Genomic DNA, 13,303 nt, shown 5'->3' with positions numbered 1-13,303 from the left:
ATTAAAAGAGACGATTGATATGGCATCAGCTGCGGAACAAATGGCCTCCAACATGTCGTGGGGGGCTTTCGGCAAAGCGACCGAATTGCGCCAGCGCATTTTATTTACGATTGGTTTGTTAATCGTCTATCGGATCGGGACCTATATCCCTGTACCCGGCATCGATGCAGACAGTCTGCGTACGTTTATGGATCAAGCGGCCAGCGGTATTGCAGGCGTCTTGGGCATGTTTACGGGTGGTGCGCTGTCGCGGATGGGTATCTTTGCCCTCGGCATTATGCCTTACATCTCAGCTTCGATTATCATTCAGCTTTTGACAGCGATGGTTCCCTATTTCGAGCAGCTGAAAAAAGAAGGCGAGCCTGGCCGTAAGAAAATCAACCAGTTCACGCGTTACGGCACAGTGGTGCTGGCGACGTTCCAAGCGTATGGGTTGGCTGTTTCGCTTGAGGCTGGCGATCTTGTGACTGATCCCGGTTGGTTCTTCCGCATTTCGTGTGTTGTGACCCTTGTGGGTGGCACGATGTTCCTGATGTGGCTTGGTGAGCAGATTACAGCACGCGGCATCGGTAATGGGATATCTCTGATTATCTTCGTTGGTATTATTGCAGAATTGCCGTTGGCCTTTGCTCAGTTCTTTAGCCAAGGCCGTTCTGGTGCACTGAACTCTGCTACGATCGTTGGTGTTCTCTTTATGATTGGGGCGACGCTTACATTTGTCGTCTTCATGGAGCGCGCTTTACGGAAAATCACCATCCAGTATCCGCGCCGCCAAGTCGGTATGAAGGTGTATGATGGCGGTTCAAGCCATTTGCCCGTCAAAGTGAACCCGGCTGGCGTTATCCCGGCGATTTTTGCATCGTCTCTGTTACTGTTGCCAACCACCCTCGCAACATTTAGCGGGAATCAAACAAGTCCGTTCATGTCGACTGTTCTTGCCTATTTCGGACCGGGTCAGCCACTTTACCTCGTGTTCTTTGCGGCAATGATCATTTTCTTCACGTTCTTTTACACTTTCAACGTCGCCTTTAAGACCGAAGAAGTTGCGGACAACCTGAAGAACCAGAACGGTTTTGTTCCCGGCATTCGCCCCGGCAAGAAAACAGCTGAGTATCTTGATTATGTCGTAACGCGTCTACTGGTGCTTGGTGCTGGCTATCTTGCGCTGGTGTGTTTGCTGCCTGAGATGATCCGCTCAAACTTGCAAATTACGGCGTATTTTGGCGGCACATCTATTCTGATTATCGTCAGCGTCGGTATGGATACGGTTCAACAAATCCAGTCGCATTTGCTCGCTCACCAGTACGAGGGCTTGATTGAAAAGTCCCAGCTAAGTGGCAAAGGCAAGGGTCGCCGGAAAAAACGCAGCCCAGTTCGCCGTTAAGATTTGATAAATTACTAAGCGCCTCTGCAAATTTATAGGGGCGTTTTGGTATCCAATAGTATACAAGCTCGGTGAATCGCCAAGAAAGACCTAAAAATATGACGAACATCATTCTCCTCGGACCTCCTGGTGCTGGTAAAGGCACCCAAGCACGCAAGCTCGTTGAGCAACGCTATATGATCCAACTCTCAACCGGTGACATGCTTCGCGAAGCAAAGACATCCGGAACCGAGATGGGCAAAAAAGTCGCGGCAGTGATGGATGCGGGGAACTTGGTGACCGATGAGATCGTTATTGGTTTGATCGAAGAAAAGCTGACCGGTGATGCAAAGGGCGGTTTCATCTTTGATGGCTTCCCGCGCACGTTGCCTCAGGCGGATGCTCTGACAAAGTTAATGGATAAGATCGGAGCATCACTTGATGCAGTGATTGAAATGCGTGTTGATGACGAGGCTCTTGTGGCTCGGATTACGGCCCGCTCAACCTGTGGTGACTGTGGTGAAGTCTATAATGATGCGACCAAGCCACAGCCAGCAGATGGTAAGTGCTCGAACTGCGGCAGTAGCAATTTCCAGCGACGCGCAGATGACAACGAAGACAGCCTGAAGACGCGTCTGATGGCTTATTATAAACAGACCAGCCCGCTGATTGGTTATTATTACGCCAAGGATCAGCTGTCTTCGGTGAACGGTCTTGGTGAAATCGGTGACGTTGCTGGCGAAATCAACGCTATTCTGGATTGATTGATCAACCTCATATTGACGCTTGAGCCAAAAGGCCCTAGCTAGCCCTATCTGCCCCGCTCATCTGAGTCGGGGTAGTTGCGCTTTTTGAGTGCAAAATATCTCGATATGACAAAGGACTTTCCGTCCGATGTTGTGAAAAAAGGGTCTGGAACTACGGATCCGCAACTGAAAAAGGAAGAGAACATTGGCTCGTATTGCCGGCGTTAACGTCCCGACGAATAAGCGCGTCGTGATTGCCCTCACTTATGTTACTGGCATTGGGAACACCTCTGCTTATGCGATTTGCGAAGCGTTGGGGATCGACCTCACGCGCCGCGTGAATGAACTTTCCGATGCGGAAATTTTGTCACTGCGTGAGCACATCGACGAAAACTACACCGTTGAAGGCGACCTGCGTCGTGAAACAACGATGAACATCAAGCGTCTGATGGATCTTGGTTGCTACCGTGGCCTGCGTCACCGTCGTAACCTGCCTGTCCGTGGTCAGCGCACACACACTAACGCTCGTACTCGCAAAGGCCCCGCAAAGGCCATTGCTGGTAAGAAGAAATAAGGGGGACTGATCCATGGCTCGTGATAAGACCCGCACTAAGAAAAAAGAACGTAAGAATATCGCCGCCGGCGTTGCTCACGTAAACTCTTCTTTCAACAACACAAAAATCCTCATCTCAGATGTGCAAGGCAACGCGATTTCTTGGTCGTCAGCTGGCACAATGGGCTTCAAAGGCTCACGTAAGTCTACGCCATATGCGGCGCAGATGGCGGCTGAAGATGCTGGTAAAAAAGCGCAAGAGCACGGCGTGAAAACGCTTGAAGTCGAAGTGCAAGGTCCCGGTTCAGGCCGTGAATCTGCACTGCGTGCTTTGGCTGCAGTTGGTTTCAACATCACATCTATCCGTGACGTGACACCAATGGCGCACAACGGTTGCCGCCCACCAAAGCGTCGCCGCGTATAATATCTGAATACCCTTGGGGCCGCGTCTCGCACACGGCCCCATTTCGTCATTTTTAACCTCGAGAGCGCTCCTTTTAGGACATGGAAGGAACGCAAGAATGGAGGGACGCATGATCCATAAGAATTGGCAAGAACTGATCAAGCCACAGCAATTGGCTGTAAAGCCCGGCAACGATCCTGCACGTCAGGCAACTGTTGTAGCTGAACCGCTTGAGCGTGGTTTCGGTTTGACGTTGGGCAACGCCCTGCGCCGTATTTTGATGTCATCACTTCAGGGTGCTGCCATTACTGCGGTCCAAATCGACAATGTTCTGCACGAGTTTTCAAGCGTTGCCGGTGTACGTGAAGACGTAACCGACATCATCTTGAACCTTAAAGGCGTTGCGATCCGCATGGACGTAGAAGGCCCCAAGCGGGTTTCTATCCAAGCTAAGGGTCCAGGCGTTGTGACTGCTGCCGACATTTCCGAGTCTGCTGGCGTTGAAGTTTTGAACAAAGACCACGTGATCTGTCACCTTGACGATGGCGCGGACGTGTTCATGGAACTGACCGTCAACACGGGCAAAGGCTACGTTGCTGCGGACAAGAACAAACCAGAAGATGCGCCTATCGGCATGATGGCAATTGATGCGATCTACTCACCTGTCAAAAAGGTAAGCTATGACGTTCAGCCAACACGTGAAGGTCAGGTTCTGGATTATGACAAGCTGACACTTAAGCTTGAAACAGATGGTTCAATCACGCCAGACGATGCTGTTGCTTACGCAGCGCGCATTCTGCAGGACCAGTTGTCTATCTTTGTGAACTTTGATGAGCCTGAAAGCGCATCCGCTGCACAAGAAGATGATGGGCTTGAATTTAACCCGCTGCTTCTCAAGAAAGTGGACGAGTTGGAATTGTCTGTTCGTTCAGCAAACTGCCTGAAGAACGACAACATTGTCTACATTGGTGATCTTATCCAGAAAACCGAAGCTGAAATGCTCCGCACGCCTAACTTTGGCCGTAAGTCTTTGAATGAAATCAAAGAAGTATTGTCAGGCATGGGCTTGCACCTCGGCATGGATGTTGAGGACTGGCCACCGGACAACATTGAAGATCTGGCTAAGAAGTTCGAAGACAACTTCTAAGTTGATATTACGCGGAGCGGGCCGATATGTGATCCGCTCTGCATACAGACTGGGCAATCCCGCCCCAATTTGGAGGGCTGACACGCATCAGACCCTCGCTACAAAGCATAATTAGGAGATAAGAAATGCGTCACGCAAAAGGTTACCGCCGCCTAAACCGCACACACGAGCACCGTAAGGCGCTGTTTGCAAACATGGCTGGCTCGCTCATCGAGCATGAGCAAATCAAAACAACACTGCCAAAGGCGAAAGAACTTCGTCGCGTTATCGAAAAATTGGTAACATTGGGTAAAAAAGGCGACCTGCACTCACGTCGTCAGGCTGCAAGCCGTTTGAAGCAAGACGCATATGTTGCAAAATTGTTTGAAGTTCTCGGACCACGCTACAAAGACCGCCAAGGTGGTTACGTGCGCGTTCTGAAAGCGGGCTTCCGTTACGGTGACATGGCGCCGATGGCGATCATCGAGTTTGTTGATCGTGACCGCGATGCAAAAGGTGCAGCAGACCGTGCGCGTACCGAAGCGGCAGAGGCTGCTGCTGAGTAAGGCGTCACGCTCTACATTTGAATTCGGGCCCCGTCGCAGAGATGCGGTGGGGCTTTTTCTATTTCGGCTAAGTCTGTTGAACTTGTCGATAGATAATCAGCAGCTTCCCCTCGGCTCTTCATGGGCGTAGTTTCGACGTATGACTGATCTCTTCGCCACGTCTGAGCCTGAAGCCTCTGCCGGCCCGCGTCCGCTGGCGGACCGATTGCGTCCACAGTCGCTCGCAGACGTTATTGGTCAGCAGCACGTCCTTGGCGCTGAGTCGCCGCTTGGTGTAATGCTCGCGTCGGGTAGTTTGTCATCTTTAATTTTTTGGGGCCCTCCGGGTGTTGGCAAGACCACAATCGCACGCCTGCTGGCCCATGAGACTGACCTCCACTTTGTGCAGATCAGCGCCATTTTCACGGGTGTGCCTGAGCTACGAAAAGTATTTGAAGCGGCCAAAATGCGCAGGGCCAACGGGCAGGGTACGCTTCTGTTCGTGGATGAGATTCACAGGTTTAACAAAGCGCAGCAGGACGGGTTCTTGCCGCATATGGAAGACGGTACGATCTTACTGGTGGGGGCGACGACGGAGAACCCTAGCTTTGAATTGAATGCAGCCGTTATGTCGCGCGCGTCCGTGATGGTTCTTGAACGTTTGTCGACCGACGACTTAGAGCGACTTGCGCAGCGCGCGGAGGCCGAGTTGGGGCGTGACTTGCCGCTTGATGGCGATGCGCGCCGCGCGCTTTTGGAAATGGCGGACGGGGATGGTCGCGCCGCCCTTAACTTGATCGAACAAGTAGCAGCTTGGAAAGTTACGTCGCCACTTGATGCAGCCCAGCTGAGTACCCGCTTGATGCGGCGTGCAGCGCAGTACGACAAAAGTGGCGACGCGCATTACAACCTAATCAGTGCGTTGCATAAATCTGTGCGCGGCTCGGACCCTGATGCGGCGCTTTATTGGTTCGCCCGTATGTTGGATGGCGGGGAAGACCCACGCTTTTTGGCGCGCCGCATAACACGGATGGCGGTGGAAGATATTGGCCTTGCAGATCCCCAAGCCCAAGCAGTGTGTTTACAGGCGTGGGAAACGTACGAGCGGCTTGGTAGTCCGGAGGGGGAGTTGGCACTTGCGCAGGCTCTGACCTATATCGCGCTGGCCCCTAAATCGAACGGTGTTTACGTGGCCTACAAAGCCGCGCGTGCTGCCGCCAAGGCAACCGGTTCAGCGCCTCCGCCTAAACATATTCTGAATGGCGCGACCAGTTTCATGAAGGACCAAGGCTACGGCAAGGGCTACGCCTATGACCATGATGCAGAAGATGGGTTTTCGGGGCAGAACTATTTCCCCGATGGCATGGAGCGCCCACAATTTTATCAGCCAGTTGAGCGCGGCTTTGAGCGGGATCTGAACCGCCGATTGGAATATTTCGCTAAGTTACGGGCAAAGCGCGGCAGTTGACAAAAGCTTCGTTGGCGCGCAAACGCCCCCAATGTTTTCGACACTTATCTCTGTAGCGCTTGGCGGTGCTGTTGGCGCGTGTTTGCGCTTTGCGGTGGGGCTCTGGGTTGCGTTCCCAATGGGGACCTTGGCCGTGAACGTTGCAGGATCATTTGCAATCGGGGTTATTTGGCTTGCACTTGATAAAGCGTGGCTTCCCTTTGTAATGACCGGTGTGTTGGGTGGGTTTACCACCTTTAGTGCGTTCTCCCTGGACACGCTAAGATTGATGGAAGAGGGCCGTATATTGTATGCCGGCGCTTACGTGGGAGCTTCGGTGCTTCTGTCCCTTTTGGCCTGTGGGGTTGGCCTTACACTTGCAAGGAGCCTGTCATGAGCGGCGTCCAACTATTGACCATTGAAGCGGATGAAGCGGACCAACGCATTGACCGGTGGCTACGCCGCAGGTACCCGCATTTGGCTCAAGGCCGTATTGAGCGGATGTGCCGCAAAGGTGAGCTACGTCTTGATGGGGGTCGTGTAAAGTCTTCGAGCCGTGTGATGGCTGGTCAGACCGTGCGTGTACCGCCGATCCCTGATGAGGCTGAGCCGGTCGCTTATGTGCCCAAAGCCAAGATCAGTGCGGATGATGTGAAGATGATCCAGTCCTGTGTGATCTACCGCGATGATCACATTGTGGTTTTGAACAAACCTGCGGGCCTGCCTTCACAGGGGGGCAGCAAGCAAACCCGTCACGTGGATATGCTATCTGAAGCGTTGAAATTCGGTTTCGAAGAGAAGCCACGTTTGGTGCACCGTTTGGACAAAGACACTTCTGGTGTGCTGTTGTTGGCCCGTACCCGCGCTGCGGCGCAGGCCTTTACCGCCGCATTTCGTCACCGCGAAACCCGCAAGATCTATTGGGCCATTGTCGCTGGTGTTCCGCACCCCGGTATGGCGTCGGTCAAATACGGGCTGAAGAAGGCCACTGGTCACGGCGCCCGCGGCGAAGGTGAGCGGATGATTTGCGTTCACCCTGACGAAGTGCGCTTTGATGATGATGCAAAACGTGCGCACACTGATTATGCGGTTCTGTCGCGGCTGGCGTCTCGTGCTGCTTGGATGGCCCTGACGCCTGTGACGGGTCGGACCCACCAGTTGCGCGCGCACATGGCCGAGATCGGGCACCCGATCGTTGGTGATGGAAAATACGGCGGCAGTAGTCAGGAAAACTTTGGGGATGGCTGGGGCGCACAGCTTGGTGGTGACATCAGTAAGAAGTTGCACCTTCATGCGCGGTCCTTGAACTTGCTGCATCCGATGACGGGTGCACAGCTGACGCTGACGGCGCCGCTGCCCGATCATATGGAACGGACTTGGCGAACTTTCGGTTGGTCGGCTTCTGATGTGCCAGCCAACCCGTTTGATGGGGATGAATTTTGAGCGAGTGGAAGAACAAACGTTTTTGGACGGACGTCGATGTAGCACCTGTTGATGCGGGGTTTGAGGTTCATCTTGATGGTAGGCAGGTCAAAACACCGCTGAAGAATGTGCTCTGTGTACCGTCTCGGCCGTTGGCAGATGCCATTGCAGGTGAGTGGCGTGCGCAAAGCGATGAGATTGATCCGCTTTCCATGCCCGCGACCCGCTATGCGAATGCGGCCATTGAGAAGGTTACACCACAAAAGTCGAATGTTGCGGACATGCTGGCCAGCTATGGTGAGACTGATCTGCTTTGTTACCGCGCGCTACAGCCCGATGAGTTGATTGCCCGTCAAGCAGCGGCATGGGATCCGATGCTCGATTGGGCGGATCAGACATTTGCGGCGCGGCTTAACACTGGCAATGGTGTCATGTTCGTAGAACAAGACCCGACTTCTTTGGCCAACCTGTCTGCTGCAGTGCACGCACTGAGCGTGTTTGAGGTGGCGGCTTTGCATGATCTTGTGTGTATCAGCGGCTCCTTGGTTTTGGGACTTGCAGCGGCGCGCGGCAGTCACCCGTTGGACACGCTTTGGGCGTGGTCGAGAATCGATGAGGAGTGGCAGATTGAGCAGTGGGGCCGCGATGAAGAGGCCGACGCACTCATGGAATCAAAGCGCCTTGCCTTTGAAAACGCGGCACAATTCTTTGCGTGGGTGAAAAATTAACCTGCACTGCTTGCTTCTTAGGCGTGACGCAGCGGCAACTTGGTTATTTTTACATGAATAGGGCCAGTTCGGGCATTATTTCTCTTGACCTTACCCCCCTATTTTGGCCAACTTTGTCCACTGCGGATGGGCGTTGTCCCGTTCTATCGGTAACCAAGCAGATATTGACTTGGATAAGCCGTCTCAACAGGGGCGGAGAATCAGGAAGAGGTAATTATGAAAAAAACCGTATTTCTTGGCGCACTGACACTCTCAGGCTTGGCTGCAGTTGCAGCATCTGCCGGTACGTTGGATGACGTCAAAGCACGTGGCATTTTGAACTGTGGTGTAACCACTGGCGTTCCAGGCTTTGCGGCTCCAAACGCAAGCGGAGAATGGGAAGGCTTCGACGTTGACGTATGTCGCGCGGTCGCAGCTGGTGTTTTGGGCGACCCGACTGCTGTTGAGTTCGTTCCAACAACAGGCAAAACACGCTTCACAGCGCTTGCTTCTGGCGAAATCGACATGTTGGCACGTAACACAACATGGACATTCAGCCGTGACGTAGACCTGAAGTTCGAATTCATTGGCGTAAACTACTATGACGGCCAAGGCTTCATGGTTCCAAAAGAGCTCGGTGTTTCCTCGGCTCTTGAACTTGATGGTGCGACTGTCTGTATCCAAACTGGTACGACGACAGAGCTGAACCTTGCTGACTACTTCCGCTCAAACAACATCAGCTATGAGCCCGTGCCAATCGAAACAGGCGCAGAAGCTGTACAACAGTACAACGCGGGCGCATGCGACGTGTACACAACTGACGCATCTGCGTTGGCGGCTCAGCGCGCTAACTTCCCAGATCCATCAGCGCACGTTGTTCTTCCTGAAATCGTATCCAAAGAGCCACTTGGCCCATTGGTACGTCACGGCGACAACGAGTGGGGCGATATCGTTCGCTGGACACTCAACGCACTGATTTCAGCTGAAGAACTGGGTGTAACATCTGTAAATGCCGCTGGCCTTGCAGCTGATGGTTCAAACAACCCAGAGATCAACCGTTTGCTCGGCACCGAAAGCAATTTGGGTGAACAACTTGGTTTGGATGCGGATTGGGCGAAGCGCGCAATTGAAGCGGTGGGTAACTACGGCGAATCATTTGCACGTAACATCGGTGAAAGCACACCAATCGGCTTGGCACGTGGTTTGAACGCTTCTTACCTCGACGGTGGTCTGATCTACTCACCACCATTCCGCTAAACACATCTGGAAAAGGGCGTGGCTTTTGCCACGCCCTTTTTCTATACGCCGACCACCTGACGTGCGGCGCTGGTCCTTTTTCAGTGGTAAGTGCGTGATCAGGAAAAGCAGGGAAATTATCTTATGAGCTCGACACCCGATACGCCGCAAGGCGGGTTCCGTTTGTCCATGTTGCTGAACGATACCCGGTATCGCTCGTATACCTTCCAATTTATTGCGCTTGTCGCGATCATCGCCGCAATGGCTTTCATCGGTGGCAACTTGGTGCGCAACCTTGCGGCCGCTGGCCTGAATATCTCCTATGACTTCTTGGGTCAGCAGTCGGGATATGACATCAACCAGCGCCCTATCGAATATACATCTCAGTCCACCCACGGGCGTGCTGCGCTTGTCGGTCTGCTTAACACGCTCATTGTGGCCTTCCTCGCGTGTGTGACCGCAACTATAATCGGAGTTGTGGCGGGTGTGCTGCGGCTATCTCCGAACTGGCTCGTGCGTAAGATCATGAGTTTTTACGTTGAGATTTTTCGCAATGTGCCTGTTTTGATTTGGATCCTGATTATTTTCTCAATCCTGATTAACGCAACTCCCGCACCCCGCGCGTTTAAGGGCGCTGATCCGCAAGCATCTATGTGGCTGTGGGACAGTGTTGCCGTCACTAACCGTGGTGTGTTCATGCCAAGCCCCGTGTGGAACGAAGGTTCCATGATGGTCATTGGCGTGTTTCTTGCGTCCATAGTGGGCATCTTTATGTTCCGCCGTTATGCCAAGGCGCAGCTTTTCAACCATGGGCGTTTGATCTCTACTTTCTGGCCATCCTTTGGCCTGTTCTTTGTCCCTGCGATCCTGGCGCAGATTGTTTTGGGCAACCCCATTGGTCTTGAGTACCCAGAGTTGAAGGGCTTCAACTTCAAAGGGGGCTTTACTATCCGCGGTTCACTAATTGCGTTGTGGCTGGCCCTTGCGGTTTATACCGGCGCGTTTATCGCCGAGAACGTGCGCGCAGGCATTCTTGCAATCTCCAAGGGGCAAACCGAAGCGGCTGCTGCTTTGGGTTTACGGCCGAAGCGGATCATGAGCCTTGTTGTGCTGCCCCAAGCGCTGCGCGTGATTATTCCGCCGCTGATTTCGCAGTACCTCAACATCACCAAAAACTCGTCATTGGCGATCGCTGTTGGTTACATGGATTTGACCGGCACACTGGGTGGGATCACCCTTTTGCAAACAGGACGCGCCATTGAGGCCGTGTTGCTGCTAATGCTGTTCTATCTTGTGATCTCGCTGTCGATCTCTTTCCTGATGAACATTTATAACAACTCTATGACGTTGAAGGAGCGCTAAGATGAGCGATACAAACGCCCAATCTGTTGCCTTCGTTCGCAACTCTGAAATCCCCGCTTCTCCGCCGCCTCTGGGCGAAACTGGACCTGTAAAGTGGATGCGTGAAAACCTGTTCTCTGGCTGGGTTAACTCAGTCATGACGGTCATCGCCTTTCTGCTTATCGCCCGTTTTATTATGGGTGTGTTCCCTTGGTTCTGGAATGGCGTGTGGGACGCCTCAAGCATCAAAGATTGCCGTAATATCATGGCCGATGCCGGCACTGCAGGTTCTGCTTGCTTTGCTGTATTGGTTGATCGTTGGGATCACCTACTCTTTGGGTTCAAATACCCTGCCACTGAATATTGGCGTCCGACTTTGGCGTTTGTTCTTTTGGTGGTTTGCGCAATGCCAGCGCTTTTCGCGATGTATTTGCCGCGTAAGCTTTTGATTGCGACGGCGCTTTATCCTTTCGTTGCGTATTGGTTGATCTGGGGCGGTTCGCTTTGGGTGCCTGTGGTGATCCTTGGTCTATTGGCCGTAACCGCAGCGATTTATTTGTTCATTGAGGGCCTAAGTGTTTCGCTGCGCCAAGCCGTTGCAGGCATTGTTGGGGCGCTGTCGGGCATCGGTCTTGGCTATCTGCTATACCTTGGTGCGCAAGAGCTTTGGTTTATCTCTGGCAACGTAAGTGCAGGGGAAGGCATCGTCTCCACAGTGGCTGGCTTTGTCTTTATGATCGCTGCGATTTTCACCTACGCGTTCTTTATCCCGATGGGCATCTTTGTGGGTTATGCGATTTACAACAGCTATGAAGATGGTGGCTTGGTCACAATCGTTACCACATTGTTCAGTCTCTATGCGTTGATGGTTTACGGGCTGGGACCGATCTCAGCCGCGATCAATAGCGTTGTCCCGATCGAGCTTGAAGCAGTCGCGTCCCGTGATATGGGCGGCTACATGCTCTGCATGATCCTCGGTACTGTGTGCGTGTCCTTGTCCATTCCGCTGGGTGTTGTGCTGGCGCTTGGGCGTCAGTCGAACATGCCCCTTATCAAAGGCGTTTGCGTAGTATTCATTGAGTTCATTCGCGGCGTACCTCTGATCACGTTGCTGTTTGTGGCAAACGTTATGCTGGCGTATTTCTTCCCACCTGAAAGCTCGATCGACCTGATCCTGCGCGTGATCATCATGATCACAGCCTTCTCTGCGGCGTATATCGCCGAGGTGATCCGTGGCGGCTTGGCGGCGTTGCCTAAAGGCCAATATGAGGCGGCAGATAGTCTTGGTTTGAACTATACCCAAGCGACACGTCTCATCATCTTGCCGCAGGCGTTGAAAATCTCAATCCCGGGTATCGTGAACGTGGCCGTTGGTTTGTTCAAAGACACGACACTTGTCTCGGTCATTTCGATGTTCGACATCGTCGGCATGATCCGTGGTCCGATCCAACAGTCAACAGACTGGATTTCGATCTACTGGGAAGTCTACCTCTTTGCTGCGGCAGTTTTCTTCGTCGTTTGCTACTCAATTTCTCAATACTCACAATGGCTGGAACGTCAGCTTCAAACTGGCCATCGTTAAGGAGCGCCTGATATGTCTCAAATTTCACAAATGAAGGTCTCTGACGAGGTCGCCATCGAAATCAATCAGATGAACAAGTGGTACGGCTCGTTTCACGTACTGCGCGACATTGATCTGACTGTAAACCGCGGCGAACGTATCGTCATTTGCGGGCCGTCCGGTTCTGGTAAATCGACGCTGATCCGCTGCATCAACGCGCTTGAAGAGCACCAGAAAGGCACCATCACTGTTGATGGTACGTTGTTGTCTTCTGACTTGAAAAACATCGACACTATTCGCTCGGAAGTGGGCATGTGCTTTCAGCACTTCAACTTGTTCCCACACCTGACAATTCTTGAGAACTGCACGCTGGCACCGATTTGGGTTCGTAAGACCCCAAAGAAGGAGGCCGAAGAGATTGCGATGCACTTCCTTGAAAAAGTGAAGATCCCAGAGCAAGCGGATAAATATCCCGGTCAGCTTTCCGGTGGTCAGCAGCAACGTGTGGCAATCGCGCGCTCACTTTGCATGAAGCCCCGCATCATGCTGTTTGATGAGCCGACCTCTGCGCTTGACCCGGAGATGATTGCGGAGGTTCTCGACACTATGATCGAGCTTGCGGAAGAAGGCATGACAATGCTCTGTGTGACCCACGAGATGGGTTTTGCGCGCAAAGTTGCAAACCGTGTGATTTTTATGGATGCAGGTCAGATCGTTGAGCAAAACGAGCCAGAGCAGTTCTTTGAGAACCCACAATCAGACCGTACCAAGTTGTTCCTCAGCCAAATTCTGGGCCACTAAACTATCAGCACCATTGCGGTAAACGGATTAGAAAAGGGCGCTTAGAGGCGCC

The 13,303-nt window shown here is 52.8% G+C and carries 14 protein-coding genes; all 14 read left to right on the top strand.

The features are described 5' to 3' along the window. The first annotated feature begins 19 nt into the window (after positions 1-19). Positions 20-1,384 (top strand): preprotein translocase subunit SecY, encoded by a 1,365-nt coding sequence (secY, locus tag NIG5292_RS08115; RefSeq protein WP_048599030.1) that lies wholly within the window; start codon positions 20-22, stop codon positions 1,382-1,384. 98 nt (positions 1,385-1,482) lie between these two features. Beyond that, positions 1,483-2,127, top strand: a complete 645-nt coding sequence (locus NIG5292_RS08110) for an adenylate kinase (RefSeq protein ID WP_048599029.1) — start codon at positions 1,483-1,485, stop codon at positions 2,125-2,127. Positions 2,128-2,314: 187 nt separating this feature from the next. Continuing rightward, complete coding sequence (gene rpsM / locus NIG5292_RS08105) at positions 2,315-2,683, top strand: 30S ribosomal protein S13 (protein WP_048599028.1); 369 nt, start codon at positions 2,315-2,317, stop codon at positions 2,681-2,683. Between the two features lie 13 nt (positions 2,684-2,696). Beyond that, on the top strand, positions 2,697-3,086 hold the full coding sequence (gene rpsK, locus NIG5292_RS08100) for a 30S ribosomal protein S11 (protein ID WP_048599027.1): 390 nt from the start codon (positions 2,697-2,699) through the stop codon (positions 3,084-3,086). A 109-nt stretch (positions 3,087-3,195) separates the two neighbouring features. Continuing rightward, positions 3,196-4,212 carry a DNA-directed RNA polymerase subunit alpha gene (locus NIG5292_RS08095; protein ID WP_048599061.1) on the top strand — a complete coding sequence of 339 codons (1,017 nt, stop codon included), beginning with the start codon at positions 3,196-3,198 and terminating at the stop codon, positions 4,210-4,212. A gap of 125 nt (positions 4,213-4,337) precedes the next feature. Continuing rightward, a complete protein-coding gene (rplQ, locus tag NIG5292_RS08090) occupies positions 4,338-4,757 on the top strand; it encodes a 50S ribosomal protein L17 (protein ID WP_048599026.1) in 420 nt (139 codons plus the stop codon). A 139-nt stretch (positions 4,758-4,896) separates the two neighbouring features. Then, positions 4,897-6,204 (top strand): replication-associated recombination protein A, encoded by a 1,308-nt coding sequence (locus tag NIG5292_RS08085; RefSeq protein ID WP_048599025.1) that lies wholly within the window; start codon positions 4,897-4,899, stop codon positions 6,202-6,204. 31 nt (positions 6,205-6,235) lie between these two features. After that, positions 6,236-6,580 (top strand): fluoride efflux transporter FluC, encoded by a 345-nt coding sequence (locus tag NIG5292_RS08080; protein WP_048599024.1) that lies wholly within the window; start codon positions 6,236-6,238, stop codon positions 6,578-6,580. Beyond that, positions 6,577-7,626, top strand: coding sequence for an RluA family pseudouridine synthase (locus NIG5292_RS08075; protein WP_048599023.1), 1,050 nt, complete (start codon positions 6,577-6,579; stop codon positions 7,624-7,626). Before NIG5292_RS08080 ends, NIG5292_RS08075 begins: the two co-directional genes overlap by 4 nt. Continuing rightward, entirely contained in the window at positions 7,623-8,333 is a 711-nt protein-coding gene (locus tag NIG5292_RS08070; protein ID WP_048599022.1) for an ATP12 family chaperone protein, read from the top strand. The genes NIG5292_RS08075 and NIG5292_RS08070 overlap by 4 nt, the downstream gene beginning before the upstream one ends. 216 nt (positions 8,334-8,549) lie before the next feature. Next, positions 8,550-9,569, top strand: a complete 1,020-nt coding sequence (locus NIG5292_RS08065) for an amino acid ABC transporter substrate-binding protein (RefSeq protein WP_048599021.1) — start codon at positions 8,550-8,552, stop codon at positions 9,567-9,569. Positions 9,570-9,692: 123 nt separating this feature from the next. Next, complete coding sequence (locus NIG5292_RS08060; RefSeq protein WP_048599020.1) at positions 9,693-10,910, top strand: amino acid ABC transporter permease; 1,218 nt, start codon at positions 9,693-9,695, stop codon at positions 10,908-10,910. 1 nt (position 10,911) lies between these two features. Further along, the gene (locus tag NIG5292_RS15125; RefSeq protein ID WP_048599019.1) at positions 10,912-12,471 is read left to right on the top strand and encodes an amino acid ABC transporter permease; all 1,560 of its coding nucleotides are present in this window, start codon (positions 10,912-10,914) and stop codon (positions 12,469-12,471) included. Between the two features lie 12 nt (positions 12,472-12,483). Beyond that, a complete protein-coding gene (locus tag NIG5292_RS08050) occupies positions 12,484-13,251 on the top strand; it encodes an amino acid ABC transporter ATP-binding protein (RefSeq protein ID WP_048599018.1) in 768 nt (255 codons plus the stop codon). Positions 13,252-13,303: the final 52 nt, after the last annotated feature.

Origin of the sequence: Nereida ignava, assembly GCF_001049735.1 — a bacterium.
Classification (GTDB): domain Bacteria; phylum Pseudomonadota; class Alphaproteobacteria; order Rhodobacterales; family Rhodobacteraceae; genus Nereida; species Nereida ignava.
Note: the sequence above shows the minus strand (reverse complement) of the source record. Positions and strands in the feature narration are given on the sequence as shown.

Excerpts from the sequence above, each read along its gene's own strand:
- NIG5292_RS08080 (WP_048599024.1), top strand. The coding sequence starts at position 6,236 with ATGTTTTCGACACTTATCTCTGTAGCGCTTGGCGGTGCTGTTGGCGCG.
- rpsK (WP_048599027.1), top strand. The coding sequence starts at position 2,697 with ATGGCTCGTGATAAGACCCGCACTAAGAAAAAAGAACGTAAGAATATC.
- NIG5292_RS08085 (WP_048599025.1), top strand. The coding sequence starts at position 4,897 with ATGACTGATCTCTTCGCCACGTCTGAGCCTGAAGCCTCTGCCGGCCCG.
- rplQ (WP_048599026.1), top strand. The coding sequence starts at position 4,338 with ATGCGTCACGCAAAAGGTTACCGCCGCCTAAACCGCACACACGAGCAC.
- NIG5292_RS08095 (WP_048599061.1), top strand. The coding sequence starts at position 3,196 with ATGATCCATAAGAATTGGCAAGAACTGATCAAGCCACAGCAATTGGCT.
- secY (WP_048599030.1), top strand. The coding sequence starts at position 20 with ATGGCATCAGCTGCGGAACAAATGGCCTCCAACATGTCGTGGGGGGCT.
- NIG5292_RS08110 (WP_048599029.1), top strand. The coding sequence starts at position 1,483 with ATGACGAACATCATTCTCCTCGGACCTCCTGGTGCTGGTAAAGGCACC.
- NIG5292_RS08060 (WP_048599020.1), top strand. The coding sequence starts at position 9,693 with ATGAGCTCGACACCCGATACGCCGCAAGGCGGGTTCCGTTTGTCCATG.
- NIG5292_RS08050 (WP_048599018.1), top strand. The coding sequence starts at position 12,484 with ATGTCTCAAATTTCACAAATGAAGGTCTCTGACGAGGTCGCCATCGAA.
- NIG5292_RS08065 (WP_048599021.1), top strand. The coding sequence starts at position 8,550 with ATGAAAAAAACCGTATTTCTTGGCGCACTGACACTCTCAGGCTTGGCT.
- NIG5292_RS08075 (WP_048599023.1), top strand. The coding sequence starts at position 6,577 with ATGAGCGGCGTCCAACTATTGACCATTGAAGCGGATGAAGCGGACCAA.
- NIG5292_RS15125 (WP_048599019.1), top strand. The coding sequence starts at position 10,912 with ATGAGCGATACAAACGCCCAATCTGTTGCCTTCGTTCGCAACTCTGAA.